Here is a 24,967-nt window from a genome sequence, read left to right on the forward strand (position 1 = left end):
TGGGTTGTCCGGTCTGTCCGTTCGCGGGGCGTACGTCTGCTCGATCGGGGTCGGTTTGGCGGAGATCGCCAAGAAGCAAGCGCGTACCGTCGGTAATACTTGTCGGTAACAACGTCTGGTGGGGCCGGGACAGCGGTCCTACGGTGCTTGCATGCCGAACCTGCCCGATGTCGTGCTGTGGTCGATACCCGCCTTCGTGCTGCTCACCGTGGTCGAGATGGTGAGCTACCGCCTCCACCCCGACGAGGACGCCGCGGGGTACGAGGCGAGGGACGCCGCGACGAGCGTCGGCATGGGGCTCGGCAGCCTCGCCTTCGACTTCCTGTGGAAGATCCCGATCCTCGCCGTCTACACGGCCCTGTACGAACTCACGCCGCTGCGCGTGCCCGTGCTGTGGTGGACCATCCCGCTGATGCTGCTCGGGCAGGACTTCTTCTACTACTGGTCCCACCGCGGCCACCACGTCATCCGCATCCTGTGGGCCTGTCACGTGGTCCACCACTCCAGCCGGAAGTTCAACCTCACCACCGCGCTGCGCCAGCCCTGGACGTCCCTGACGGTGTGGCCGTTCTACGTGCCGCTCGTCCTCCTCGGCGTGCACCCGGCCGCCCTCGCGTTCTGCTCCTCGGCCAACCTCGTCTACCAGTTCTGGATCCACACCGAGCGGATCGACCGGATGCCCCGCTGGTTCGAGTTCGTCTTCAACACGCCCTCGCACCACCGCGTGCACCACGCCTCCCAGGGCGGTTACCTGGACCGCAACTTCGGCGGCATCCTCATCGTCTGGGACCGGCTGTTCGGCTCGTTCGTCGCGGAGACCGAGCGGCCCCGCTACGGGCTGACCAAGAACATCGACACGTACAACCTGCTGAAGGTGGCCACCCACGAGTACGTGGCGATCGCCAGGGACCTGCGGGCGGCGCGCAGTTGGAGCGAGCGCGCGGGCCGGGTGTTCCGCGGTCCGGGCTGGGGACCGGCCCGGACCGCCGCCCCGGCTTCCCCGTCGGCCTCCGCCCCGGCTTCCCCGTCGGCGACGGCCGCCCCGACGGCTGCGGCATCGCCGACGGTCTCCACGACGGCTGCGGCTTCCCCGGCGGGCGCCCCGACGGCCCCTGCCTCGACTCCGGCCGGGAAGACCCCGCCGGCGTGAACCGTTCGCGCCTCGTCCTGGCCGCCTTCGGGTTCACCGCGGCCGTCGACCTCGCCAGTCTCGCGGCCGGCTTCGACGCCGGGCACACCGTGGCCAAGCCCCTGCTGATGCCGCTGCTGGTGCTCTGGGCCGCCCTGCGCCGGGCGCCCCGGCCGCTGCCGGCCGCCCTGCTGTTCGGCTGGGGCGGGGACGTCCTGCTGCTGTCCGACGCCGAGCCTGCCTTCCTCGCCGGCATGGCCTCCTTCGCCGCGGGACACGTCTGCTACCTCGTGCTCTTCCGCACGCACGGCAGCCGCTACGCCGTACCGCGTGCGCGGGCCGGACTCCTGGCCCTGGGGTACGCCGTCGCGCTCGTCACGACCGTCGTGCTGCTGTGGCCGGACCTGCCCGCGCAACTGCGCGGACCGGTCGCCGGGTACAGCCTCCTGCTCACGGCCATGGCGTACGGGGCCGGCGTCCGGCTCGGCCTGTTCACCGGCCTCGGCGGGGCGCTCTTCCTGCTCTCCGACACGCTCATCGCGACCGGCGTCGCGAACTGGCCGCAGCCGCCGCGGCCCGACTTCTGGGTCATGCTCACCTACATCGCCGCGCAGGCCCTGCTGGCCGGCGGCGCCGTCGGGGCGATCGACGCGCGCCGCGCCCCGGCCGCGACCTACGGCGAGATGCGGACGGCCTGAGACCGGTACGGCCCCGGGCGGGCGCGGCGGCGGGGGAGCCGGCCTACCAGCGGATGGGGACCGGCAGCGCCGTCAGCAGCCCGGACGCCGCGACCACCAGGCCGAGCACGACGACCTCCGCCCGGGCCGGCGCGCAGGCGGTCAGCGGATCGGCCGCCCGGCGCAGCCGTCGCCGGGCCCACAGGGCGAGCGCGGCGACGACGGCCACCAGCAGCACCTTGGCCAGCAGCGCGCGCCCGTACGCCGTCGCCGTCAGCTGCTCCAGGATCGTCCCGGGCGGCATCCGCCGCAGCGAACTGCACACCCCCGTCGCGGTGATGGCGGCGAGCAGGACGGCCGCCACGCGCGCGTAGCGGCCCAGCAGGGCCGCGCCCGCCGGGTCGCGCCGCAGCCGCAGGACGCGCAGGGCGTGCAGCAGACCGCCCACCCACAGCGCCGCACAGGTCAGGTGCACGAGCGTCAGCCCGGAGCCGGTCAGGGGACTGAGCTCGGTCGTGGGATGGGCGCGCAGGGCCTCGGCGACGATCACGGCGGCCAGCGGCAGCAGCTGTGTGGCCGGGCGCCGGGACACCGCGCACAGGCCCGCCAGCAGGAACGCGTTCACCTCCAGCAGGGCGAGCTTGCCGTCCCGGGTGGCGTAGAGGCCGCCGACGTCGATGTCCGACAGGCCGCCCGGCACGAGATTGCCCGTGGCGACGACCGAGGCGAGACCGAGGGCGGCGAGGAAACCGGCGGCGGCCGCCCCGGGCGACCAGCTGCGGGGCACTCCCGGGGAAGCGGCCCCCGCCCCCGGCACGGACCGCGCCAGCCGGTTCACGAACACCTCGCCGACCGGTATGCACAGCGCCGCGAACAGCACCGTGCGCAGCAGGGCTATGCCCCCGGCGCCGGGCGCCTCGGCCTCCCCGGTGCCGTGCAGCGCGGCGGACGGGCCGAGCAGCGGTATGAGCGCGGCCAGCGCCACGAGCACCAGGACGGCGGCCGCCCGCCCGGCACCGACGCGCTCCCTCGCCCCGGTCGCCCCGGGCGCAGATCTTGTCAAGGTCACCCCAGGATCTTCACCAACCTCCACAGGGCCGGGCAAGTCGGAAGACCGGACGGGGCGCACCTCCCGGACGCGGAACGGGCCGGGCGGGTGTCCCCGCCCGGCCCGGCTCGCCTGACCCGTGTGCTACTTGGTCACCGCGTCCAGCGCGTCCGTGATGCCCCAGCCGTAGAAGCCGTTGCGGTTCTTCGGACCCTCGCACACCGCGTCGACCTTGCCGTCGGCGTCGATGTCGTACGGGTCCGTGCACGCCTTGGCGTCGGCCTGCGCGTACAGCAGGGCCTTCACCAGGGCCGGGGAGGCGTACGGGTGCGTCGACTTGATGAGCGCGGCGACGCCCGCGACGTGCGGGGACGCCATCGACGTACCGGCCATGTAGCCCCACTTGCCGCCCGGCAGCGTGCCCAGGATCAGACCGCTGGTGGCCGGCGGCTCCGGCTTCTGGTAGGCCGTCGAGTCACCGCCCGGCGCGGCGATGTCGGCCACGCCCAGACCGTAGTTGGAGAAGGACGACTTGATGCCCTTCGCCCCCGTCGACGCGACCGTGACGACACCCGGCAGCTGGGTCGGTATGTCGAGGCACTCCGAGGGGTCGACGACCCGCTCGCCCGGCGTGGTGTCGTTCGGGGAGGACGGGTCGGTGATCTCGTCGGAGGCGAGGTCGTAGTTCTCGTTGCCCGCCGCCGCGACGTTGACCGCGCCCTTCTTCTCCGCGTACCGCGAGGCGCGCGTGACGGCCTCCACGAGCGCCTTCTGGTCCGGGTCGTTCTTGCAGTTGAAGTACCACGGGTCGGTGTAATAGCTGTTGTTCGTCACGTCGACCCCGTGCTCGGCCGCCCACACGAAGCCGCAGACCACGGCCTCCGTGTAGAAGAAGCCGGCCGTGGTGGACACCTTGATGCCGGAGACCTTCACGCCGGGCGCGACACCCGTCATGCCGACGCCGTTCTTGGCCGCGGCGATCTCACCGGCCACGTGCGTCCCGTGCGGGCTCTCCGCTGCGCTCGGCCGCCAGGCCCCGTCGGACGTGTCCGGCTTGCCCGTCACGCAGTTGACCGACGCCTTGCGGTCGAAGTTGGGCGCGATGTCGGGGTGGGTGTCGTCCACACCGGTGTCGATCACGGCGACCGTGACCTTGTCGCTGCCCAGCGACTTCTCGTGCGCCTTGTCCGCCTTGATGGCGGGCAGGTCCCACTGCAGGGACTCCAGCGGGTCCTGCCCGGCCGCCGCCTCGGCCTTCGCGACCTCGGCCGCGCTCAGCACCTTCGGCGCGCCCAGGTCGCCCGTCGACGCCGCGGGCAGCGGCGCGGTGCGGGTGGCACCGGCCGACTGCACGCCGCGCACCGTGCGGATGCTCTTGGCGAAGTCGGGGTTCGAGGAGTGGACGACGATGACGCCGATCTGGTCGTACGACGTCACGATCGTCCCGCCGGCCTTGCCGACGGCCTTCTTCACGTACGCCGAAGTGCCGTGCCCCGGCTTGACGTTGACGACGTAGCTGAGCGGGGTCGCGTCGGCCGAGACCGCCGCGGGGGTGTCCTCGGCGGCCGTGGCGGTGACGTTCGGCAGGAACGCCAGGGCCGTGGCCATGGCCATTCCGGCCGGGATGGCGACGGCGCGGCGGTAACGCGCGTGCGGCGCGGTCATGGTGTCTCCAGTTCGTTCGCGGTACGAGAGGGCTGTGCGGGTGGTCCCCAGGACGCGGGTCACCTGACCGCGCGCAGCGCGTTGACGATGCCGTGGCCGTAGAAGCCGTTGACGCGCTCGCCGCCCTCGCACACCGCGTCCTGGGTGCCGTCGCCGTCCTGGTCGTAGGACGTGGGGCAGGCGGTCCGGTCGGCCTGCGCCTTGAGCATCGCCTGGAGCTGGGCCGGCGAGGCCCAGGGGTGCTTGGACTTCAGCAGCGCGGCGACGCCCGAGGCGTGCGGCGAGGCCATCGAGGTGCCCTGCAGGAAGGCCCACGCGCCGTTCGGCATGGTGGACAGGATGCGGCCGTCCTTGGAGGGCGTGTCCGGGATCTGGTAGCGGCGGTCGCCACCCGGCGCGGCGACGTCCACGACGCCCTTGCCGTAGGTCGAGTAGTACGACTTGACGTTCTGGACGCCGGTCGCGCTGACCGTGACGACACCCGGCAGCTGGGTCGGGATGTCGAAGCACTCGTGCGGGTCGATGGTCCGCTCGACGGGCGTGGTGTCGTTCGGGCTCGAGTCGTCCAGGATCGCGTCCGCGTCCAGGTCGTGGTTGGAGTTGCCCGCCGCGGCGACGTTGAGCGTGCCCTTCTTCTGGGCGTACAGCTGCGCCCGGTTGACCGCGGTGACGACGGCCCGCTGGTCGGGATCGTCCATGCAGTTGTACAGCCACGGGTCGACGTAATAGCTGTTGTTGGTGATCTCGACGCCGTGGTCGGCGGCGAACACGAACGCGCAGACGACGCTCTCCGGGTAGAAGAGGCCGTTCGCCCGGTCGGTCACGTTGATGCTGGACACCTTCACACCGGGAGCGACGCCGGCGACGCCTATCCCGTTGCGGGCGGCGGCTATCTCACCGGCGACGTGGGTGCCGTGGTAGTCCTCGGGCGTGTACGGCCGCCAGGCGCCCTCGCTGGTGTCGGGCTTGCCGCCGGCGCAGTTGGCGGACTGGGAGGCGGAGAAGTTCGGGGCGATGTCCGGGTGGGTGTCGTCCACGCCGGTGTCGATCACGGCGACCGTGACCTTGCGGCTGCCCGGGTTGATCTTCGCGGCCCGGTCGGCGCCGATCGCGCGCAGGTCCCACTGGTCGGCTTCGAGGGGCTCGCTCTCGGGCGTCTTCGCGGAGGCGGCCTCGACCCGCTCGGCCTGCGCGGCCGTCAGGTACTGGGCGGCGCCCTCCTCCGTCGTCCCCGCGGCGGTCAGCGGCGCCGTGCGCGTCGCACCGGCGGAGTGGACTCCGCGCACCGTGCGGATGCTCTTGGCGAAGTCGGGGTTCGAGGAGTGGACGACGAGGACGCCGATCCGCTCGTACGTCGCCACGACCGAGCCGCCGGCCTTCCCGACCGCCTTCTTCACCGACGCGATCGTGTGCCGGTCCACCTTGGTGTTGACGACGTACGCCAGCTGCGGCGCGTCAGCCGCCCGGGCGACCTGCTCCGCCTGCGGGGCCGCCGAGGCGGCGGCGGGCAGGAAGCCGAGCGAGGCCGTCAGCGACAGCACGACGGGCACGGCGAGAGCGAGCCGGCGTCTGGAACGCAAGTGAGACATGGGGTCTCCACATCCTCCGGAAACGAAACCGGCCCGAGGCACAGGTGGTGCTCGGGCAGGTACATGACGAGGTGGTGCAGGGTGAAGCTATCCCGGCCTCTCGCTGGCCAGCAACGTTTTGCCGAAACGACTTCGGAAAGAACACGACGCGGTTGAACCGCTCCTCGCGTGCCGCCGTGACGTTGGACAAGGAGCGCGAGGACACTCGCCTCCGTCCCCGTACCCACCGCTTTCGTCATTGCGAGGAGACTCCGTGGCCACCGACGCACCGCCCCCCTCGAAAGAGCAACACAAACTCCCCTCACCCGAGGAGTTCACCGAGGTGCAGCAGAGCGCGGAGTTCGGTGAACTGCGCCGCTCCTACCGCTCCTTCGCCTTCCCCCTGACCGTCGCCTTCATCGCCTGGTACCTGCTGTACGTCCTGCTGTCGAACTACGCGGGCGGCTTCATGGGCACCAAGCTGTTCGGCAACATCAACGTCGCCTTCGTCCTCGGCGTCGCCCAGTTCGTCACCACGTTCCTCATCGCCTGGTGGTACTCCAAGCACGCCGCCGCGAAGCTCGACCCCAAGGCCGAGGCCATCAAGTCCCGGATGGAGGGCGGCGCATGAGCACCGCACAGCAGACCCTGCTCGCCGCGAACGAGGCCAGCGAGCACCGCCCGCTGATCATCACCCTGTTCGCGCTGTTCGTCCTCGCCACGCTCGGCATCACCGTCTGGGCCGGCCGCCAGACCAAGGACGCCGCAGACTTCTACGCCGGCGGCCGCCAGTTCAGCGCCTTCCAGAACGGCCTGGCCGTCTCCGGCGACTACATGTCCGCCGCGTCCTTCCTCGGCATCGCCGGCGCCATCGCCATCTTCGGCTACGACGGCTTCCTGTACTCCATCGGCTTCCTGGTCGCCTGGCTGGTCGCCCTGCTCCTGGTGGCCGAGCCGCTCAGGAACTCCGGCCGCTACACCATGGGCGACGTCCTCGCCTACCGCATGCGCCAGCGCCCGGTCCGCACCGCCGCCGGCACCTCCACGATCGTCGTGTCGATCTTCTACCTGCTGGCCCAGATGGCCGGCGCCGGCGTCCTCGTCTCCCTGCTGCTCGGCATCACCTCCGACGCGGGCAAGATCCTCATCGTCGCCCTGGTCGGCCTGCTGATGATCGTCTACGTCTCCATCGGCGGCATGAAGGGCACCACCTGGGTGCAGATGGTCAAGGCCGTGCTGCTCATCGGCGGCACCCTCCTGATCACCTTCCTGGTGCTGCTGAAGTTCGACTTCAACATCTCCGACCTGCTCGGTACGGCCGCCGAGAACAGCGGCAAGGGGGCCGCCTTCCTGGAGCCGGGCCTCCAGTACGGCGCGACCGGCACCTCCAAGCTGGACTTCATCTCCCTGGGCATCGCCCTGGTGCTCGGCACCGCCGGCCTGCCGCACATCCTCATCCGCTTCTACACGGTGCCCGACGCCAAGGCCGCCCGTAAGTCGGTGAACTGGGCGATCGGCATCATCGGCGGCTTCTACCTGATGACCATCGCGCTCGGCTTCGGCGCCGCCGCGCTCATCTCGCAGGAGGAGATCCTCGCGTCCAACCCGTCCGGCAACACGGCGGCACCCCTGCTCGCCCTGCACCTCGGCGGTGTCGACTCCACCTGGGGCGCGATCCTGCTCGCCACGATCTCGGCGGTCGCCTTCGCCACGATCCTCGCCGTGGTCGCCGGCCTCACCCTCGCCTCGTCGTCCTCCTTCGCGCACGACATCTACGCCAACGTCATCCGCAAGGGGCAGGCCTCCGGCGCCGAGGAGGTGCGCGCGGCCCGCTGGGCGACCGTCTTCATCGGCGTGATCTCCATCGGCCTCGGCGCCCTGGCCCGCGACCTGAACGTGGCCGGCCTGGTCGCCCTCGCCTTCGCCGTCGCGGCCTCCGCCAACCTGCCGACGATCCTCTACAGCCTGTTCTGGAAGCGGTTCACCACCCAGGGCGCCCTGTGGTCGATCTACGGCGGTCTGATCGTCGCCGTCGGCCTGGTGCTGTTCTCGCCCGTGGTCTCCGGTGACCCCAAGGCGATGTTCCCCGACGTCGACTTCGCCTGGTTCCCGCTGAAGAACCCGGGCATCATCTCCATCCCGTTCGGTTTCCTCATGGGCTGGCTCGGCACCGTCCTGTCCAAGGAGGAGCCCGACGCCAAGAAGTACGCCGAGCTGGAGGTCAGGTCCCTGACCGGCACCGGCGCCCACTGAGCACGAACGGCCAGACGCGGCCGCGTCGTAGGAACCTCCAGGTCCCTGCGGCGCGGCCGCCGTCCACGTCGTGGGATCGGGTCTGTGGCGTTGTCGGTGGGGTCACGTAGGCTCACAGGTGTCGGACAACCGTGCTCCGGGCACGATCCGCGTCGAGGGAGGGGGCCCACGTGCTCATCGACACCTACGGCCGAGTGGCCACCGACCTGAGGGTCTCGCTGACCGACCGCTGCAATCTGCGCTGTACGTACTGCATGCCCGAGGAGGGCCTGCAGTGGCTGGCCAAGCCGGACCTGCTGACGGACGACGAGATCGTCCGCCTGATCGACATCGCGGTCACGTCCCTCGGGATCGAGGAGGTCCGCTTCACCGGCGGCGAGCCCCTGCTGCGCCCCGGACTGGTCGGCATCGTCGAGCGCGTCGCGGCCCTGCAACCCCGCCCCCAGATGTCGCTGACCACCAACGGCATCGGCCTCAAGCGCACGGCGGCGGCCCTGAAGGCGGCGGGCCTGGACCGGGTCAACGTCTCGCTGGACACGCTCCGGCCGGACGTCTTCAAGACCCTCACCCGCCGCGACCGCCACAAGGACGTCCTGGAGGGCCTGGACGCGGCCCGCGACGCCGGCCTGACCCCGGTCAAGGTCAACTCGGTCCTCATGCCCGGGCTCAACGAGGACGAGGCCCCCGACCTCCTCGCCTGGGCCGTGGAGCACGAGTACGAGCTGCGGTTCATCGAGCAGATGCCCCTGGACGCCCAGCACGGCTGGAAGCGCGACGGCATGATCACGGCAGGCGACATCCTGGCCTCCCTGCGCACGAGCTTCGAGCTGACGCCCGAGGGCGAGGAGAAGCGCGGCTCGGCCCCGGCCGAGCGCTGGCTGGTCGACGGCGGCCCGCACGTGGTCGGTGTGATCGCCTCCGTCACCCGCCCGTTCTGCGCGGCCTGCGACCGCACCCGCCTCACCGCCGACGGCCAGATCCGCACCTGCCTGTTCGCCCGGGAGGAGACGGACCTGCGCGCCGCCCTGCGCTCGGACGCCCCGGACGAGGAGATCGCCCGCATCTGGCGCCTGGCGATGTGGGGCAAGAAGGCGGGCGCGGGCCTGGACGACCCGACGTTCGTGCAGCCGGACCGCCCCATGTCGGCGATCGGCGGCTGAGGGCCTAGGCCGTCGCTTCCCACTCGACGAGCAGGACGACGTCCTTCAGAAATCCCCGCACCCCGAGGAACTGCGACAGATGCTCGCGGTGCTCCTCGCAGGCCAGCCACGTCTTGCGCCGCTCAGGCGTGTGGATCTTCGGGTTGTTCCACGCCAGCACCCACACGGCATCGGCGCGGCAGCCCTTCGCGGAACAGATGGGCGTCTCGTCACTCACAGGTTCATCTCACCACTGCACACAGAAAAGGCGACGCCGAGCAGCCACGGGGGGAGCTGCCCGGCGTCGGTCCGTCGCTCCGACGGGGGATGCGGAGCGCGTACGAAGTATGTCACGGGTAACCCCGGACCCGGCACCGGAACAACATGATTGATCTGAGCTTTTCCCGAGCTTGGCGGGAAGCCGACTTCCGTTTGTGAGCGGAATCCGCAAGCCCGGGGGGAGCCCCTACCGTTCGGGTGTGTCGCTCCGCGCCCCCGGCACCGTCCCCGACACGGCGTCTTCCGGGGCGGTCTGCGCCCGGCCGTCCGGAGCGCCCGGCGGCCCGATCATCGGCCGCACCGGCGGCGCCACGAACGTCGACGGCAGAGACGGCGCGTTCTCGCGCCCGGCGTTCGCGATCACCACCGCGATGTACGGCAGCACCAGCCCGAGCACCAACGCCACGACGGCCACGTGCCGTTCGACGTTCCACAGGGTCGCCGCGAGGATCACGGAGAGCGTGCGCACCGACATCGAGATCACGTACCTGCGCTGCCGCCCGCGCACGTCCTCCTGCAGCCCCGTGCGGGCGCCGGTGATCCGGAAAACCTGGACGTTGCCACCGCCATGCTGCTTCCGCATCGGATTCCACCATCCGCCCGTGTCGTGCCGTCCCCGCCCCGTAGCCGCCCGGGCGGTGGGGGAGGCCGGCCAGGGCACCTCCCACGTTACGCCGCGTCTGCGCCGCCTACGAGACCGGGGCGGGTCCGGCCGGTGCGGTCCGTCTGCGCCGTACCCCGTACGGCGGCGTCGGCATGCGGCGTACCGCAGCTCGGCCGACACTGGCCGTAGAGCTCAGGTCGAGCCGGACGAGGAGGCACCGATGGGCTGGTTGTGGGCGATCATCGTGGGACTGGTGCTCGGTTTGCTCGCCAAGGCGATCATTCCGGGCAAACAGCATATTCCGCTGTGGCTGACCGTCATCCTGGGCATGATCGGCGGTATCGCCGGCAACGCCATCGCCCGGGCGGCCGGTGTCGAGGCGACGGCCGGCATCGACTGGTGGCGGCACATCTTCCAGCTGGTCGCCGCGCTCATCCTCGTGGGTCTCGGCGACCGAGCCTGGACGGCGGCCAGGGGAAGCAGACGCAGGGCATGACAGAAGGCGGGTGAAGGGGGCGGCCTCCGGCTTCGGAGACCGCCCCCTTCCCGCGCCGGGCGCTCAGCCGCCCGTGACCTCGACCGCGGCCAGGTTCTTCTTGCCCCGGCGCAGCACCAGCCAGCGGCCGTGCAGCAGGTCCTCCTCGGCGGGGACGGCGTCCTCACCGGTGACCTTCACGTTGTTCACGTACGCGCCGCCCTCCTTGACCGTGCGGCGCGCGGCCGACTTGCTGGCCACCAGGCCGACCTCGGCGAACAGGTCGACGACCGGGCCCAGCTCGGCGACCCGGACGTGCGGGACCTCCGACAGGGCCGCGGCCAGCGTCCGGTCGTCGAGCTCCGCCAGCTCGCCCTGCCCGAAGAGGGCCTTGGAGGCGGCGATCACGGCGGCCGTCTGGTCGGCGCCGTGCACCAGCGTCGTCAGCTCCTCGGCCAGCGCGCGCTGCGCGGCCCGGGCCTGCGGACGCTCCTGCGTCTGCCGCTCCAGCTCCTCCAGCTCCTCGCGGGACCGGAAGGAGAGGATGCGCATGTACTTCGAGATGTCCCGGTCGTCCACGTTCAGCCAGAACTGGTAGAACGCGTACGGCGTCGTCATCTCCGGGTCGAGCCAGACGGCGCCGCCCTCGGTCTTGCCGAACTTGGTGCCGTCCGCCTTCGTCATCAGCGGCGTCGCCAGCGCGTGCACGGTGGCGTCCGGCTCCAGGCGGTGGATCAGGTCCAGGCCCGCGGTCAGGTTGCCCCACTGGTCGCTGCCGCCCTGCTGGAGCGTGCAGCCGTGGCGCCGGTAGAGCTGCAGGAAGTCCATGCCCTGCAGGAGCTGGTAGCTGAACTCCGTGTAGCTGATGCCCTCGGAGGACTCCAGGCGGCGGGCCACGGAGTCCTTCGTCAGCATCTTGTTGACGCGGAAGTGCTTGCCGATGTCCCGCAGGAACTCGATCGCGGAGAGGTTCTGCGTCCAGTCGAGGTTGTTGACCATGACGGCCGCGTTCTCGCCCTCGAAGTCGAGGAACGGCTCGATCTGGGCGCGCAGCCGGTCGACCCAGCCGCCGACCGTCTCCGGGTCGTTCAGCGTGCGCTCCGCCGTCGGGCGGGGGTCGCCGATCAGGCCTGTGGCACCGCCGACCAGCGCCAGCGGCCGGTGACCGGCCTGCTGGAGCCGGCGCACGGTGAGCACCTGCACCAGATGCCCCACGTGCAGCGACGGCGCGGTCGGGTCGAAACCGCAATAGAACGTGACGGGACCGTCCGCGAGCGCCTTGCGCAAAGCGTCCTCGTCAGTGGACAGGGCGAACAGCCCGCGCCACTTCAGCTCGTCGACGATGTCCGTCACGGTTCTCGTATCTCCTCGATTGGGCTTGTGGTGCGTACGAGGTTATACGCCCTGGCTGACAGAGCTCATATTGAAATCGGGCACCCGCAGGGCGGGCATCGCGGCCCTGGTGAACCAGTCGCTCCACTCCCGCGGCAGCGTCTTCTCGGTCCGCCCGGCCTCCGTGGCCCGCCCCAGCAGGCCCACCGGCGACTCGTTGAACCGGAAGTTGTTCACCTCGCCCGTCACCTCGCCGTTCTCGACCAGGTAGACGCCGTCCCGGGTCAGGCCCGTCAGCAGCAGCGTCGCCGGATCGACCTCGCGGATGTACCACAGGCAGGTCAGCAGCAGCCCCCGCTCGGTGGCCGCGACCATCTCGTCCAGGGAGCGGTCCTCGCCGCCGTCCAGGATCAGGTTCTCGATGCCCGGCGCCACCGGCAGCCCGGTCAGGGCCGCGCTGTGGCGGCTGGTCGTCAGGTGCCGCAGCTCGCCCTCGCGCATCCATTCGGTGGCCGCGAGCGGCAGCCCGTTGTCGAACACCGACTGGTCGCCCCCGGAGGAGTGCGCGATCACGAAGGGCGCCGTCTGCAGGCCGGGCGCGTGCGGGTCGCTGCGCAGGGTCAGCGGCAGGTCGGTGAGCTTCTCGCCGATGCGCGTGCCCCCGCCCGGCTTGGAGAAGACCGTGCGGCCCTCGACCGCGTCCCGGCCCGACGCCGACCACAGCTGGTAGATCAGCAGGTCCGCCACGGCCGTCGGCGGCAGCAGCGTCTCGTACCGCCCGGCGGGCAGCTCCACCCGCCGCTCGGCCCAGCCGAGCCGCACGGCCAGCTCGGCGTCCATGGCCGCCGGGTCGACGTCCTTGAAGTCCCGCGTGGAGCGCCCGGCCCACGCGGACCGGGTCCGGTCGGGCGACTTGGCGTTCAGCTCCAGCGTCCCGTTCGGCTGGTCGTGCCGCAGCCGCAGCCCCGTGGACGTGCCCAGGTAGGACGAGACCAGCTGGTGGTGGGCGAAGCCGTACAGCTCGCGGCCGCCCGCACGCGCGCGTGCGAAGGCCTCACCGAGCGCCGGGGCGAAGTCGGCGAACACGGCCGAGGAGGTCTCGGCGGGTGCCTCCGTGAACTCCGGCGACCGCTCCACGCCCGTGACCAGCGGCTGCGCGTCCTCCGCCGGTCCGGCGCCGCGCGCGGCCGCCTCGGCGGCCCGCACCAGGGGCTCCAGCTCGTCGGCGGTCACGGCGGACCGGGACACGACCCCCGAGGCCGTGCCCTCCTGGCCGTCGACCGTGGCGACGACGGTGAGGGTGCGCCCGCGCGTGACGCCGTTGGTGGTCAGGGCGTTGCCCGCCCAGCGCAGGTTGGCGGAGGAGTGCTCGTCGGCGATGACGACACAGCCGTCCGCCCGGGACAGTTCGAGGGCGCGCTCGACGACCTCGTGGGGCTTGCTGGTGCGCCCGCTCATCGACCGGCCTCCTGCGTGGTGTTGAGGATGTTGACGCCCTTGAACAGCGCCGAGGGACAGCCGTGCGACACGGCGGCGACCTGGCCCGGCTGGGCCTTGCCGCAGTTGAAGGCGCCGCCCAGCACATAGGTCTGCGGGCCGCCCACCGCGGCCATCGAGCCCCAGAAGTCGGTGGTGGTCGCCTGGTAGGCCACGTCCCGCAGCTGCCCGGCGAGACGCCCGTTCTCGATGCGGTAGAAGCGCTGACCGGTGAACTGGAAGTTGTAGCGCTGCATGTCGATCGACCAGGACCGGTCCCCGACGACGTAGATGCCGCGCTCCACGCCCCCGATCAGGTCCTCGGTCGACATGCCGGCCGGGTCGGGCCGGAGCGAGACGTTGGCCATGCGCTGCACCGGCACATGGCCGGGGGAGTCGGCGAACGCGCAGCCGTTGGACCGCTCGAAACCGGTCAGTCGCGCGATGCGCCGGTCCAGCTGGTAGCCGACGAGCGTGCCGTCGCGCACCAGGTCCCAGGACTGGCCCTCGACGCCCTCGTCGTCGTAGCCGATGGTGGCCAGGCCGTGCTCGGCGGTGCGGTCGCCGGTGACGTTCATCAGCTCCGAGCCGTAGCGCAGCCTGCCCAGCTGGTCGAAGGTGGCGAAGGAGGTGCCGGCGTAGGCCGCCTCGTAGCCGAGCGCCCGGTCGAGTTCGGTGGCGTGGCCGATGGACTCGTGGATCGTCAGCCACAGGTTGGACGGGTCGACGACCAGGTCGTACAGGCCCGGCTCGACGCTCGGGGCGCGCATCTTCTCGGCCAGCAGCTCCGGGATCCGCTCCAGCTCGCCCTCCCAGTCCCAGCCGGTGCCCCGCAGGTACTCCCAGCCGCGTCCGACCGGCGGCGCGAGGGTGCGCATGGAGTCGAACTCGCCGCTCGACTCGTCCACCGACACGGCGTTGAGGACCGGGTGCAGCCGCACCCGCTGCTGCGTGGTCACCGTCCCGGCCGTGTCCGCGTAGAACTTGTTCTCGTGGACGGTGAGCAGGGAGGCGTCGACGTGGTCGACCCCGCGCGCCGCCAGCAGCCGCGCGCTCCACTCGGCGATCAGCCCGGCCTTCTCCTCGTCCGGCACGGTGAACGGATCGATCTCGTACGACGAGATCCACGTCCGGTCCGCGTGCACCGGCTCGTCGGCCAGCTCCACACGCTCGTCCGAACCGGCCGCCCTGATCACCTGGGCGGACAGCTTCGCCATGGCCACCGCCTGCCCGGCGACCCTGGCGGCGGCGTCCATGGTCAGGTCGACGCCGGACGCGAAGCCCCACGTGCCGCCGTGCACCACCCGCACCGCGTACCCGAGGTCGGTCGTGTCCGACGACCCGGCGGGCCTGGCGTCCCGGAACCGCCAGGAGGCGCTGCGCACCCGCTCGAAGCGGAAGTCCGCGTGCTCGGCGCCCAGGGCACGCGCGCGTGCGAGGGCCGCGTCCGCGAGGGCGCGTAGGGGGAGGGCCGTGAAGGCCTCGTCGATGGTATGAGGCACCGCCGTCTCTTTCTGTCGAGGTGACCGTGGCTGCCGTTCTTCGTGACTGCTCCGATCATGTCGCCCATCCCGCGCGCGGGCCACGACTTTCCGGGGCGGAGAGCGCGGCCTTCTGTAGAGACCCGACAGTGAGTCCCCTACGCCACTGTCGGTGCCCGATTGTCCGCAGGCGTGCCGGGACCGATAGGTTTTCGAGGAAGCCGCCTGCTCATCGCCGCCTGTCGTCAGGCGCCCGGGCGGAGTATCAGACCGCAAAGGAAAGGGTGATCCGTTGAGCCGCTCGGTTCTCGTCACCGGAGGCAACCGGGGCATCGGCCTCGCCATCGCCCGCGCATTCGCCGATGCCGGCGACAAGGTCGCCATCACGTACCGCTCGGGTGAGCCCCCGGCGGCCCTGACCGACCTGGGCTGCCTCGCCGTCAAGTGCGACATCACCGACACCGAGCAGGTGGAGCAGGCCTACAAGGAGATCGAGGAGGCCCACGGCCCGGTCGAGATCCTCGTCGCCAACGCCGGCATCACCAAGGACCAGCTCCTGATGCGCATGTCCGAGGAGGACTTCACCTCGGTCGTCGACACGAACCTCACCGGCACCTTCCGGGTGGTCAAGCGCGCCAACCGCGGCATGCTGCGCGCCAAGAAGGGCCGCGTCGTGCTCATCTCCTCGGTCGTCGGGCTGCTCGGCTCCGCGGGGCAGGCCAACTACGCCGCCTCCAAGGCCGCCCTGGTCGGCTTCGCGCGTTCCCTCGCCCGGGAGCTGGGTTCGCGCAACATCACCTTCAACGTCGTCGCGCCCGGCTTCGTCGACACCGACATGACCAAGGTGCTCACCGACGAGCAGCGCTCCGCCATCGTGTCGCAGGTGCCGCTCGGCCGGTACGCCCAGCCGGAGGAGATCGCCGCGGCCGTGCGGTTCCTCGCCTCGGACGACGCCTCGTACATCACTGGAGCCGTCATCCCGGTTGACGGCGGACTGGGAATGGGTCACTGATCACCATGAGCGGAATTCTCGAGGGCAAGCGCGTCCTGATCACCGGTGTGCTGACGGAGGCCTCCATCGCCTTCCACACCGCCAAGCTGGCCCAGGAGCAGGGCGCCGAGGTCATCCTCACGGCGTTCCCGCGGCCCACGCTGACCGAGCGCATCGCCAAGAAGCTCCCCAAGCCCGTCAAGGTCATCGAGCTCGACGTGACCAACGACGAGCACCTCGGCCGCCTGGCCGACATCGTCGGCGAGGAGCTCGGCGGCCTCGACGGTGTCGTGCACTCCATCGGCTTCGCCCCGCAGGACGCCCTCGGCGGCAACTTCCTGAACACGCCGTTCGAGTCGGTCGCCACCGCCATGCACGTCTCGGCGTACTCCCTGAAGTCGCTGACCATGGCCTGCCTGCCGCTGATGCAGAACGGCGGCTCGGTCGTCGGCCTGACCTTCGACGCGCAGTTCGCCTGGCCGCAGTACGACTGGATGGGTCCGGCCAAGGCCGCCCTGGAGGCCACCAGCCGCTACATGGCCCGTGACCTGGGCAAGCAGAACATCCGCTGCAACCTGGTCTCGGCCGGCCCGCTCGGCTCCATGGCCGCCAAGTCCATCCCGGGCTTCAGCGAGCTGGCGTCCGTGTGGGACTCCCGCTCCCCGCTGGAGTGGGACCTGAAGGACCCGGAGCCGGCCGGCCGCGGCGTCGTCGCCCTGCTGAGCGACTGGTTCCCGAAGACCACCGGTGAGATCATCCACGTGGACGGCGGTCTGCACGCCATCGGCGCCTGACCTCCCCGTACGCCGCCGACGCCCCGTCCCCCGCACGCGCGGGGAGCGGGGCGTCACCCGTTCGGCTCAGCAGGCCGGGCGGGCCGGGCCGCAACTGGGCAGTGTGGGATGTGCGTTCACCTCGCGAGCCCCTCCCCAGCACGGCCGAGGAGGTCCCCTTGTGCGCTTGTCCCGCCGAACGGCCTCACTGTCCCTCGCCGTCGCTCTCGTGCTGATCCCGGCGTACGAGGCGGTGTCCCACGCGCGCGTGCCCGCCGGCGACCAGAAGCCGGCGGAGCCGTTCGGGGCCGCCTGCCGCATCAGGGTCACCGGCTCCACGGTGACCGCGTACTGCCACAACCCCTATCCGGAGCCCGACCGCGTGAGCCTGCACGTCGAGTGCGCCCGCTGGTGGGACATCGACACCGACAGCGCGCCGGTGGCGACCGCGCCCGCACAGACCGTGCGGCTGACCGGGCGCTGCTGGAAGGAGGTCGACGAGGTGTGGATCAGCCACCGGAAGGAGAGCTGATCCCGCCCAGGCGGCACAGGAACGGATAGCGCGCGGCCTCCGCCGCGGCCCGCTCCGCGTCTCCCGCCCGGATCGCGTCGAGCAGCCGTCCGTGGTCCATGTACGTCTCCGGTGTCAGCTCCTCGCCGACGTCCTCGCGCAGCCAGTCCCGCAGCACCTCGCCCAGGTCCGCGTACATAGCCGTCATCACGTCGTTGTGCGAGGCGGACACCACGGCCAGGTGGAAGGTCGAGTCCGCGGTCACGAAGGCCTCCGCGTCGCCCGACTCCCAGGCCTCCTCGCGCCGCAGCAGCAGCGCGTCGAGCTGCTTGAGGTCCTTCTCCGTGCGCCGCTCGGCGGCCAGCCGGGCGGCCGAGGACTCCAGCGTGGAACGCAGCTCGGCGATGTGCCGGGGGTCGGCGTCGGCGAACCGCCGCTGCATCACGCCCGCCAGCTCGCTCGTCGCCACGACGTAGGTGCCGGAGCCCTGGCGGATGTCCAGCAGGCCGTTGTGCGCGAGGGCGCGGACGGCCTCACGGACGGTGTTGCGCGCGACGCCGAGCTGCTCGACCAGCTCCGGCTCGGTCGGGATGCGGGAGCCGACCGGCCACTCGCCCGAGGTGATCTGGGCCCGCAGCGCGGCGATGACCTGCTCGGAGAGGGCCGAACGTCGGGGATGGCTCAGGGGCATGGCTCACCTTCGCACGAACGGCGGCCCGGAGGGCGTCCGGGGGCCGGACAGGAATGGACAGTCAATCATCCCATGATTCTATGATGAGCCTCATGGCTCGTGAGGAAACCCGGACGAAGACCCCGACGAAGACCCGGACGGCGGCGGTCCCGGCCGCGCGCGGTGCGGCCGGGCAGGACACCCGGCTGACGGCCGGGCGGGAAGGGCGGGACCCGGGCGGCGCGTCCCCGCGCGCGTGGACGGTGCGGCTGCTCGTCGCGGGCATCGTGCTGTCCGCGCTGAACCTCCGCCCGGCCATCACCAGCCTCGGCGCCCTCCTGGAGGAGGTGCGCGACGGGCTCGGCATGAGCGGCAGCGTGGCCGGGCTGCTCACCTCCGTGCCACCGCTGTGCTTCGCCGTCTTCGGCGTCATGGCCCCCCGGCTCGCCCGCCGCTTCGGCGCGGGCGCCGTGGTCTGCGCGGGCATGGCCGCCATCGCCACCGGCCTGCTGCTGCGGCCGTACGCCGGGGGCACGGCCGGCTTCCTGGCCGGCAGCGCCCTCGCGCTCATGGGCATCGCCGTCAGCAACGTCCTGATGCCGGTCATCGTCAAGCACTGGTTCCCCGACCGCGTCGGTTCCATGACCGGCCTGTACTCCATGGCCCTCGCCCTGGGCACCGCCCTCGCGGCGGCGGTCACCGTGCCCCTGACCGACGCGCTCGGCGGCAACTGGCAGTCGGGTCTGGCCCTGTGGGCGGCGCCGGCGGTCGCGGCGGTCCTGCCGTGGCTGCCGTTCGTCCGGGGACGCGCCACGGCACCCGGGCCCGGGGCGGAGGGCCGAGCGGGGGAGCGGGCCGGGGAGCCCGGGACCGACGGCGACGGGCCCGCACCGGACGCCGCCGAGTCCCGCGGCAGCCGCGTGGCGGAACCCGCGCGTGGGGCGGCCCCGCCGCTGCGGATCACCCGCAGCCGCACCGCCTGGGCCCTGGCCGTCTTCTTCGGGCTCCAGGCCACCGCCGCCTACATCACCATGGGCTGGATGGCGCAGATCTTCCGCGACGCCGGTGTCCCCGCCGGCACCGCGGGGCTGCTGCTGGCCGTCACCATGGTCATGGGCGTGCCCCTCGCCTTCGTGATACCCCGCCTGGCCACGCGGCTGCCGCACCAGGGCCCGATCGTGCTCGCCCTGGGCGTCTGCGGCCTCGCCGGCTACGCCGGGCTGTACCTCGCGCCCGCCGCCGGCGCCTGGGCCTGGGCCGTGCTGCTCGGCATCGCGAACTGCGCCTTCCCGCTCGCCCTGACCATGGTCGGCATGCGGGCCAGGACGGGCCCGGGCGTGGCCCAGCTGTCGGCGTTCGCCCAGAGCACCGGTTACCTCATCTCCATCCCGGGACCGCTCCTGGTCGGCGTCCTCTACCAGCACAGCGGCGGCTGGGGGCTGCCGATCGCGCTGATGAGCGCCCTGATGGTCCCGCAGATGGTGGTCGGGTTCGTGGCGGGCCGGGACCGCACGGTGGAGGACGAGGCGCGCGGCTGAGCGGCACTCCGGGTCGCTCGACGCCGTGCCGGGTGTCCCGGTGCCACGCCGGGGTGTCCGGCGCGCCCGAAGCGACCCCGGGGCGCCCGGCGCGCGCGGCGGGTGGGACACTTGCCCCATGCCAGTGCTCGACCCGAATCCCCAGCACGGTCAGAAGAAGATGCTGCTCGTGTTCGGCGCCTTCTTCGCGATCTTCATCGTCATCGCCGTCATCGCGACCATCGCCTCGCCCTGACCCGCGCCCGCGCGGCCGGCGGGCCGGCACGCACGGTGGGACCGGCGTGCCCGACGGGGCCGGCACGCACGGTGGGACCGGCAGCCCCCATGGTGGGGCTAACCCCCCGTCCCCTAGGGGGTGAGGCTCAGGGTCAAGTGGGTGGATCACCGGATGGGTTGACGCCCGCGCATTCCGTAGCTTCGAGGTGTGACCACGCCAGGCGGGTCACCGACCCCCCGAAGAGCGGAGGCAGACATGTCGGCTCCTGTGCACACCCGGCCCCACCCGGCGACCCGGGCCGGTGCCGACAGCCGCCTGCCCTGGTGGGCCCTCGCCCTGCCCGCGCTCGCCTTCACCGCCCTGCTCCTGCTGATCCTGCACCCGTCCGACGCCCACGCGGCCGCGGGCGATCCCGCGATCACCCACCTCTTCGAGCGGATACAGCAGCTGACAGCCCGCTGAGCACGGCCGCAGCCGCCGGTCAACTCCCTGCGCCCCGTGGCGTGTTTCATGCGAAGCTGGATCTCATGAGCGTCGCAGAACTCCGCAGGATTGTCCTCTTCCGCCATGCGAAAGCCGACTGGCCGCAGGTGACCGACCACGAGCGTCCGCTCGCGGACCGGGGCCGTATGGACGCGGCGGAGGCCGGGCGCAGGCTCGCCGACACCGGCATCCCCTTCGACCTGGCCCTGTGCTCCACCGCGGTCCGGACCCGGGAGACCTGGAAGCTCGCCGTCCAGGAGTTCCCGCAGCGGCCGAAAACCATCTACGAGGAGCGGATCTACGAGGCCTCGCCGGGTGAGCTGATCGCCGTGCTCAACGAGACCCCCGACGACGCGCGGAACCTCCTCATGGTCGGCCACAACCCGGGCATCCAGGGCCTCGCCGACGTCCTGGCGGGCTCCGCCGAGGGCGACGCCCGTGAGCGGATGGCCCGCCGCGGGTTCCCGGCCGCCGCCTTCGCCGTGCTGACGTTCACGGGCTCCTGGAAGAGCCTGGAGCCCGGCCTGGCGACGCTGCGGGACTATTGGGCACCGGCCGAGTGACCCGCTCTGCCCGTTCCGCCCGCTCCGCGTGAGCGGACCGGGCCGGGGCGGCTGACCGCGTCGCGTGACTCCGCACGCGAGGAGCCCGGCGTGTCCGGCGCCGGGCCTTGCGGGTGCCGGGCCCGGGTGCCGGAACCGGGTGCCGGGCCTGCGGGACGTCTCAGACCGTCTCGACGGTGTCCGCCGCCTCGACCTCTTCGCGCGTGATGCCCAGCAGGTACAGGACCGTGTCGAGGAAGGGGAAGTTCACCGCGGTGTGCGCCGCCTCGCGCACCACCGGCTTGGCGTTGAAGGCCACCCCCAGACCGGCCGCGTTCAGCATGTCCAGGTCGTTCGCCCCGTCACCGATCGCCACCGTCTGCGACAGCGGCACACCCGCCTCGGCGGCGAACCGGCGCAGCAGCCGCGCCTTGCCCGCGCGGTCGACGATCTCGCCGGTGACCCGGCCCGTCAGCCGGCCGTCCACGATCTCCAGCGTGTTGGCGTGCGCGAAGTCCAGCCCGAGCCGCTCCTTCAGGTCGTCCGTGACCTGTGTGAAACCGCCCGAGACGACCCCCACCTGGTAGCCGAGTCGCTTCAGCGTGCGGATCAGCGTGCGGGCGCCCGGCGTCAGACGCACCTCGCTGCGCACCTTGTCCACGACGGAGGCGTCCAGGCCCTCCAGCAGCGCCACGCGCGCATGCAGGGACTGCTCGAAGTCCAGCTCCCCGCGCATCGCGGCGGCCGTCACCTCGGCCACCTTGTCCTCGCAGCCGGCGTGCGCGGCGAACAGCTCGATGACCTCGTCCTGGATGAGCGTGGAGTCGACGTCCATGACCACCAGGCGCTGTGCGCGCCGGTAGAGGCCGGCGCCGACCACCGCCACGTCGATGCCGAGCTTCGCCGCGTCGGTCACCAGGGCGGTGCGCAGCGGCTCGGTCTCCACGCCGGAGACGGCGAACTCCACCGCCGTGACCGGGTACTTGGCGAGCCGGAAGATACGGTCGATGTTGCCGCCGGTCTTCGTGATCCGCGCGGCGATCGCCGCGGTGGCCTCGGCGGTGAGCGGGTGCCCGAGCACGGTGACCAGGGAGCGGCCCAGGCCGCGCGGCCGGTTGTCGCCGAGCCCGGAGATGATCTCCGCCTGCATCTTCATCGACTCGGCCCAGCTGTGGACGGTCGCCCGCAGATCTCCTTCGAGGCCGGGAGGCGGCTCGGTCACGAGCGCGCACAGCACCATTCGGCCACGGGTGACGACCTGCTCGATGTCGACGACGTCGACGGAGTAGGCGGCGAGGGTGTCGAAGAGGCCGGCCGTGATGCCGGGCCTGTCCTTGCCGAAGATCTTGACCAGCAGGGTGGGGACGTCGGCAGGGACATCGGAAGTCGAGGTCTGCGAAGCGCTCATGGTGGTTCCACCGTATCCGGCGGGCGGCGCCCACCGCCCGTGAGGTCCGTCTGGCGGACAGGGAACAGTGGGTGTCGGGTGAGTGGCGTGAAACTTACGTCCCAGGTGGTGGGGCCGGGACCGGTGCGGCCGCGGCCGGGGGAGCGGCGAGGACCGGGCGGCCTCACCTTCCGCCGCGGGGTTTCCGTGGCGGTGGGGGAGGCGGCGGCGGTGGTGGCGGCCCGTCGTCCGGCCGGGCGGGCGGACCGTTCCCGTTCCCGGGCCCGGGAGACTGGCGCGGGCCGCGCGGCGGGGGTCCGACGGGCCGGACGACGGTGGGGGCGCCGTAGATGTCACCGTCGCCCGGGGTGTCGGAGCCGTCGCTGGGCGGAGCGCCGCTGGGCCGAGCGCCGCTGGGCCGAGCGCCGCTGGGCCGAGCGTCGCCGGGCCGGGCGTCCTCCGGCTCCCGCAATCCGTCCGGCACCCGCAGGTACGGGTTGGTGTCCGGGTTCGGTGGGCGGTACGGCACGCCAGGCGTGTACGGCCCGGATTCCTCGCCGGGCGATGCCTGTTCACCCCGGTGAGCACCCCGGCTCCCGGCCTCTCCGGTGCCGTAGCCCGACGAGGCCGTTCCCGCCCGCCCCGCTCCTTCACCTGCGACTTCCGGGCCGGACGCCCCGGCACTCCTGCCGTCTCCCGGGGGCGTGGTGGCCGCTCCCGGCCGGGCCCGCCCCCTTGCCTCGTCAACGGTGTGCGGCCCGGACGCCCCGGGACCCTCGGCGTGCCCCGAGGGCGAGGGAAACACCCCAGGCGGCCCTGTCCGACCCGGCTGCGGTCCGGGCCACCCGGCGTTCCCGTCGTACCCCGGCCTCACCGTCCCGCCCCCTGCCCCCACCTGCCCGGCGCTCCCGCCACCGCCCGGGCTTCCGCCCTCACCGATACGCGCAACCCCACGGACACTCGCGTCCCCACCGTCCTTTCGGCCGCCCCCGGCGTCTCCGTCACCGCCCCCGGCACCCCCGTCGTACGCCCACCCCGGACCACCCGCTCCCGGCCCCGCCGTGGGCCCCGCCGTCAACCCGGCGCCCGCCCCGTACACGCCGCCCGAGACCCCCGCCCCGCGGCCCGCCCCGCCCTGTGCGCGCACCGCCGCGGAGCGCCCCGGCACCCCGCACGCCCACGCCAGCAGCGCCCCCGCGCCCCCGGCCCCGGCGCCCCACACCGCGCCCAGCAGCAGGGCCATGCCGAGGTCGCCGTGCAGGGCGATGGCCGCGCCGAACGCGTCGAAGCCGAGGATGGACAGGGACGCGGTCACGGAGACGTCCGTCAGCCAGGCCAGCAGCGGCAGGGCGAGCGCGGTCGCCGCCCCCAGCCGCAGCGCGCAGCGGCCCGCGAAGGCGAGGGCGCCCGGCCGGCCGGGGGCGTCGGGCACGACCGGCGTCCGGACCGCCGTCAGCACCCCGGCCAGCAGCATCATCAGCCCTGCCGCCACCGCCAGCAGCCACACGCGCCCGTCCAGCTCGGCCAGCCGCCCCAAGGTCACCGGCCGGCCCGTGCCGGCGCCGAGCAGGTCGTCCAGGGGGTCGGGCAGGAAGCGGATCAGTGCGCCCGTGGCCCGGCCGTCCCACGGCACGAACAGGCCCAGCGGGACACCCAGCCACACCCCGTTCGGCGCCCCGAGCAGCGCCGCTCCGGCGATCCGGCGCGGATGCTCGTCGCCGACCGCCGCGTACGCCGCCGCCGCGAGCCCCGCCGCCACGGCCACCAGCAGGACCGTCACCAGCGCGGACACCGCCGGCCTGACCACCCGGTGCACGGCGTCCCAGCCCGGCGGCAGCGGCGTGCGGCGGGAGGCCAGCAGGGCGATGAGGAGGATCCCGGCCGACCAGCCGAGCCCGCCGAGCAGGGTCGGTGCCGTGTCCACCGTGAAGCCGACCGCCGCCTGCGCGTCGACCAGCTCGCCGAGCCGGTCCGGCAGCAGCCCTCCGATGTCCCCCAGCCCGGGGACCTCGACGCCCCCGCCCCCGCCGGGCACGTCGTCCAGGCCCAGCGACCCGCCGTCGATCGTGATGACATCGTGCCCCGCCCACGCCAGCCCGCCCAGCATGGCCACGAACAGCGCGACGATCGCACCCGCCCGCGCGGCGAGTTCGGCCGGTGAGACCACAACTCCCGCCGCGCGCAAGGACCGCAGGAAGAACCACGACAGCAGCACCGCCCCGACCAGGCTCACCCCCAGTGGCGTGATCTCGATGGCCGTATCCGCCTGCGCGCCCGACAGGCCGAACGCCGACACGTCCCCGGACGGCGTGACCGACCCGCCCGCCGCGAGCGCCACCACCGCCGCGGTCATCGGCCCCGACGAGCCCGCCGCGTCGGCCTCCAGCAGCCGCAGCCCCAGCGCCGCCGTCCCCGCCATCCCGATCAACGCCCAGCTCACCGCGGCGACGGCGGACATCACGACGTCCCCCCACGGCACGCGCGCACCGTTCCTCGCCGGTTCCACACCGGTCGCAGCACCCATGGCAGACCCCCCGATCCGCTCCGCGGCGGGAACACCGCGCATGTCCCCCTCGCGTCGAAATACCACTCTCCGGCCCGTTTTCAACCCCGTCAACGGAATCGGCTGATGCGTCGGCGCGCCCTCTTCACAAGGCCCGACTTTCGGTCAGGGGGCCGCTCCTGAAATAGTTCCCCCCGATGTTCGACATCCCTAGACTCCCCATGTC

24 protein-coding genes are annotated in these 24,967 nt (G+C 72.4%); 13 read left to right on the top strand and 11 right to left on the bottom strand.

Annotated elements, in window-relative coordinates:
* Positions 1–151 precede the first annotated feature (151 nt).
* Together ACPXCS_RS29540 and ACPXCS_RS29545 are read left to right on the top strand one after the other, a co-directional pair.
* The gene (locus ACPXCS_RS29540; protein ID WP_425945724.1) at positions 152–1,150 is read left to right on the top strand and encodes a sterol desaturase family protein; all 999 of its coding nucleotides are present in this window, start codon (positions 152–154) and stop codon (positions 1,148–1,150) included.
* The gene (locus tag ACPXCS_RS29545; RefSeq protein ID WP_425945725.1) at positions 1,147–1,827 is read left to right on the top strand and encodes a lysoplasmalogenase; all 681 of its coding nucleotides are present in this window, start codon (positions 1,147–1,149) and stop codon (positions 1,825–1,827) included. The genes ACPXCS_RS29540 and ACPXCS_RS29545 overlap by 4 nt, the downstream gene beginning before the upstream one ends.
* A gap of 43 nt (positions 1,828–1,870) precedes the next feature.
* On the opposite strand, the gene ACPXCS_RS29550 is transcribed toward ACPXCS_RS29545, so the two are convergent.
* From ACPXCS_RS29550 to ACPXCS_RS29560, 3 genes are all read right to left on the bottom strand, one after another.
* Complete coding sequence (locus ACPXCS_RS29550) at positions 1,871–2,875, bottom strand: CopD family protein (RefSeq protein WP_425945726.1); 1,005 nt, start codon at positions 2,873–2,875, stop codon at positions 1,871–1,873.
* 123 nt (positions 2,876–2,998) lie between these two features.
* Positions 2,999–4,519, bottom strand: coding sequence for a S8 family peptidase (locus ACPXCS_RS29555; RefSeq protein ID WP_425945727.1), 1,521 nt, complete (start codon positions 4,517–4,519; stop codon positions 2,999–3,001).
* A gap of 59 nt (positions 4,520–4,578) precedes the next feature.
* The gene (locus ACPXCS_RS29560; RefSeq protein ID WP_425945728.1) at positions 4,579–6,108 is read right to left on the bottom strand and encodes a S8 family peptidase; all 1,530 of its coding nucleotides are present in this window, start codon (positions 6,106–6,108) and stop codon (positions 4,579–4,581) included.
* A gap of 253 nt (positions 6,109–6,361) precedes the next feature.
* Between ACPXCS_RS29560 and ACPXCS_RS29565 the strand changes: the two genes are divergently transcribed.
* The 3 genes from ACPXCS_RS29565 (at position 6,362) to moaA (ending at position 9,500) form a co-directional block, all read left to right on the top strand.
* Entirely contained in the window at positions 6,362–6,718 is a 357-nt protein-coding gene (locus ACPXCS_RS29565; protein WP_425945729.1) for a DUF485 domain-containing protein, read from the top strand.
* On the top strand, positions 6,715–8,340 hold the full coding sequence (locus ACPXCS_RS29570) for a solute symporter family protein (protein ID WP_425945730.1): 1,626 nt from the start codon (positions 6,715–6,717) through the stop codon (positions 8,338–8,340). Before ACPXCS_RS29565 ends, ACPXCS_RS29570 begins: the two co-directional genes overlap by 4 nt.
* 170 nt (positions 8,341–8,510) lie before the next feature.
* Positions 8,511–9,500 carry a GTP 3',8-cyclase MoaA gene (gene moaA / locus ACPXCS_RS29575; protein ID WP_425945731.1) on the top strand — a complete coding sequence of 330 codons (990 nt, stop codon included), beginning with the start codon at positions 8,511–8,513 and terminating at the stop codon, positions 9,498–9,500.
* A gap of 4 nt (positions 9,501–9,504) precedes the next feature.
* On the opposite strand, the gene ACPXCS_RS29580 is transcribed toward moaA, so the two are convergent.
* Both ACPXCS_RS29580 and ACPXCS_RS29585 read right to left on the bottom strand, forming a co-directional pair.
* Entirely contained in the window at positions 9,505–9,717 is a 213-nt protein-coding gene (locus ACPXCS_RS29580; protein ID WP_425945732.1) for a hypothetical protein, read from the bottom strand.
* 228 nt (positions 9,718–9,945) lie between these two features.
* Positions 9,946–10,341 (bottom strand): DUF3099 domain-containing protein, encoded by a 396-nt coding sequence (locus ACPXCS_RS29585; RefSeq protein ID WP_425945733.1) that lies wholly within the window; start codon positions 10,339–10,341, stop codon positions 9,946–9,948.
* Positions 10,342–10,582: 241 nt separating this feature from the next.
* Here ACPXCS_RS29585 and ACPXCS_RS29590 point away from each other — a divergent pair, with 241 nt between their 5' ends.
* Positions 10,583–10,858, top strand: a complete 276-nt coding sequence (locus ACPXCS_RS29590) for a GlsB/YeaQ/YmgE family stress response membrane protein (RefSeq protein ID WP_425945734.1) — start codon at positions 10,583–10,585, stop codon at positions 10,856–10,858.
* 63 nt (positions 10,859–10,921) lie between these two features.
* On the opposite strand, the gene tyrS is transcribed toward ACPXCS_RS29590, so the two are convergent.
* From tyrS to ACPXCS_RS29605, 3 genes are read right to left on the bottom strand one after another with little or no spacing between them, the layout of a single operon-like run.
* On the bottom strand, positions 10,922–12,190 hold the full coding sequence (tyrS, locus tag ACPXCS_RS29595; protein WP_425945735.1) for a tyrosine--tRNA ligase: 1,269 nt from the start codon (positions 12,188–12,190) through the stop codon (positions 10,922–10,924).
* Between the two features lie 42 nt (positions 12,191–12,232).
* Positions 12,233–13,627 (bottom strand): metallopeptidase TldD-related protein, encoded by a 1,395-nt coding sequence (locus tag ACPXCS_RS29600; RefSeq protein ID WP_425945736.1) that lies wholly within the window; start codon positions 13,625–13,627, stop codon positions 12,233–12,235.
* On the bottom strand, positions 13,624–15,147 hold the full coding sequence (locus ACPXCS_RS29605; protein ID WP_425945737.1) for a TldD/PmbA family protein: 1,524 nt from the start codon (positions 15,145–15,147) through the stop codon (positions 13,624–13,626). Before ACPXCS_RS29605 ends, ACPXCS_RS29600 begins: the two co-directional genes overlap by 4 nt.
* Positions 15,148–15,418: 271 nt before the next feature.
* Between ACPXCS_RS29605 and fabG the strand changes: the two genes are divergently transcribed.
* The 3 genes from fabG (at position 15,419) to ACPXCS_RS29620 (ending at position 17,422) form a co-directional block, all read left to right on the top strand.
* Positions 15,419–16,138 carry a 3-oxoacyl-[acyl-carrier-protein] reductase gene (fabG, locus tag ACPXCS_RS29610; protein WP_425945738.1) on the top strand — a complete coding sequence of 240 codons (720 nt, stop codon included), beginning with the start codon at positions 15,419–15,421 and terminating at the stop codon, positions 16,136–16,138.
* A 5-nt stretch (positions 16,139–16,143) separates the two neighbouring features.
* Complete coding sequence (gene fabI, locus ACPXCS_RS29615) at positions 16,144–16,911, top strand: enoyl-ACP reductase FabI (protein WP_086854510.1); 768 nt, start codon at positions 16,144–16,146, stop codon at positions 16,909–16,911.
* Between the two features lie 160 nt (positions 16,912–17,071).
* Positions 17,072–17,422 (top strand): hypothetical protein, encoded by a 351-nt coding sequence (locus tag ACPXCS_RS29620; protein WP_425945739.1) that lies wholly within the window; start codon positions 17,072–17,074, stop codon positions 17,420–17,422.
* Here the strand turns inward: ACPXCS_RS29620 and ACPXCS_RS29625 are convergent.
* Positions 17,400–18,092 carry a FadR/GntR family transcriptional regulator gene (locus ACPXCS_RS29625; protein ID WP_425945740.1) on the bottom strand — a complete coding sequence of 231 codons (693 nt, stop codon included), beginning with the start codon at positions 18,090–18,092 and terminating at the stop codon, positions 17,400–17,402. The two genes, ACPXCS_RS29620 and ACPXCS_RS29625, sit on opposite strands and share 23 nt — an antisense overlap.
* A gap of 80 nt (positions 18,093–18,172) precedes the next feature.
* On the opposite strand from ACPXCS_RS29625, the gene ACPXCS_RS29630 reads away from it, so the two are divergent.
* From ACPXCS_RS29630 to ACPXCS_RS29645, 4 genes are all read left to right on the top strand, one after another.
* Positions 18,173–19,609, top strand: a complete 1,437-nt coding sequence (locus ACPXCS_RS29630; RefSeq protein WP_425945741.1) for a CynX/NimT family MFS transporter — start codon at positions 18,173–18,175, stop codon at positions 19,607–19,609.
* 118 nt (positions 19,610–19,727) lie between these two features.
* The gene (locus tag ACPXCS_RS29635) at positions 19,728–19,844 is read left to right on the top strand and encodes an SGM_5486 family transporter-associated protein (RefSeq protein ID WP_097215821.1); all 117 of its coding nucleotides are present in this window, start codon (positions 19,728–19,730) and stop codon (positions 19,842–19,844) included.
* A 237-nt stretch (positions 19,845–20,081) separates the two neighbouring features.
* Positions 20,082–20,288: a hypothetical protein gene (locus ACPXCS_RS29640; RefSeq protein WP_425945742.1), complete on the top strand. Its 207-nt coding sequence runs from the start codon at positions 20,082–20,084 to the stop codon at positions 20,286–20,288.
* Between the two features lie 65 nt (positions 20,289–20,353).
* Complete coding sequence (locus ACPXCS_RS29645) at positions 20,354–20,872, top strand: SixA phosphatase family protein (RefSeq protein ID WP_425945743.1); 519 nt, start codon at positions 20,354–20,356, stop codon at positions 20,870–20,872.
* 160 nt (positions 20,873–21,032) lie between these two features.
* On the opposite strand, the gene serB is transcribed toward ACPXCS_RS29645, so the two are convergent.
* Positions 21,033–22,259 carry a phosphoserine phosphatase SerB gene (gene serB / locus ACPXCS_RS29650; protein ID WP_425945744.1) on the bottom strand — a complete coding sequence of 409 codons (1,227 nt, stop codon included), beginning with the start codon at positions 22,257–22,259 and terminating at the stop codon, positions 21,033–21,035.
* A 163-nt stretch (positions 22,260–22,422) separates the two neighbouring features.
* The gene (locus ACPXCS_RS29655; protein ID WP_425945745.1) at positions 22,423–24,762 is read right to left on the bottom strand and encodes a streptophobe family protein; all 2,340 of its coding nucleotides are present in this window, start codon (positions 24,760–24,762) and stop codon (positions 22,423–22,425) included.
* Positions 24,763–24,967 lie beyond the last annotated feature (205 nt).

The sequence above is a fragment of the Streptomyces sp. DT190 genome (assembly GCF_049846985.1).
GTDB lineage: Bacteria > Actinomycetota > Actinomycetes > Streptomycetales > Streptomycetaceae > Streptomyces.

Excerpts from the sequence above, each read along its gene's own strand:
- ACPXCS_RS29540 (WP_425945724.1), top strand. The coding sequence starts at position 152 with ATGCCGAACCTGCCCGATGTCGTGCTGTGGTCGATACCCGCCTTCGTG.
- ACPXCS_RS29555 (WP_425945727.1), bottom strand. The coding sequence starts at position 4,519 with ATGACCGCGCCGCACGCGCGTTACCGCCGCGCCGTCGCCATCCCGGCC.
- ACPXCS_RS29560 (WP_425945728.1), bottom strand. The coding sequence starts at position 6,108 with ATGTCTCACTTGCGTTCCAGACGCCGGCTCGCTCTCGCCGTGCCCGTC.
- ACPXCS_RS29570 (WP_425945730.1), top strand. The coding sequence starts at position 6,715 with ATGAGCACCGCACAGCAGACCCTGCTCGCCGCGAACGAGGCCAGCGAG.
- ACPXCS_RS29585 (WP_425945733.1), bottom strand. The coding sequence starts at position 10,341 with ATGCGGAAGCAGCATGGCGGTGGCAACGTCCAGGTTTTCCGGATCACC.
- ACPXCS_RS29590 (WP_425945734.1), top strand. The coding sequence starts at position 10,583 with ATGGGCTGGTTGTGGGCGATCATCGTGGGACTGGTGCTCGGTTTGCTC.
- ACPXCS_RS29600 (WP_425945736.1), bottom strand. The coding sequence starts at position 13,627 with ATGAGCGGGCGCACCAGCAAGCCCCACGAGGTCGTCGAGCGCGCCCTC.
- fabI (WP_086854510.1), top strand. The coding sequence starts at position 16,144 with ATGAGCGGAATTCTCGAGGGCAAGCGCGTCCTGATCACCGGTGTGCTG.
- ACPXCS_RS29625 (WP_425945740.1), bottom strand. The coding sequence starts at position 18,092 with ATGCCCCTGAGCCATCCCCGACGTTCGGCCCTCTCCGAGCAGGTCATC.
- ACPXCS_RS29630 (WP_425945741.1), top strand. The coding sequence starts at position 18,173 with ATGATGAGCCTCATGGCTCGTGAGGAAACCCGGACGAAGACCCCGACG.
- ACPXCS_RS29635 (WP_097215821.1), top strand. The coding sequence starts at position 19,728 with ATGCCAGTGCTCGACCCGAATCCCCAGCACGGTCAGAAGAAGATGCTG.
- ACPXCS_RS29640 (WP_425945742.1), top strand. The coding sequence starts at position 20,082 with ATGTCGGCTCCTGTGCACACCCGGCCCCACCCGGCGACCCGGGCCGGT.
- ACPXCS_RS29645 (WP_425945743.1), top strand. The coding sequence starts at position 20,354 with ATGAGCGTCGCAGAACTCCGCAGGATTGTCCTCTTCCGCCATGCGAAA.
- serB (WP_425945744.1), bottom strand. The coding sequence starts at position 22,259 with ATGAGCGCTTCGCAGACCTCGACTTCCGATGTCCCTGCCGACGTCCCC.
- ACPXCS_RS29655 (WP_425945745.1), bottom strand. The coding sequence starts at position 24,762 with ATGGGTGCTGCGACCGGTGTGGAACCGGCGAGGAACGGTGCGCGCGTG.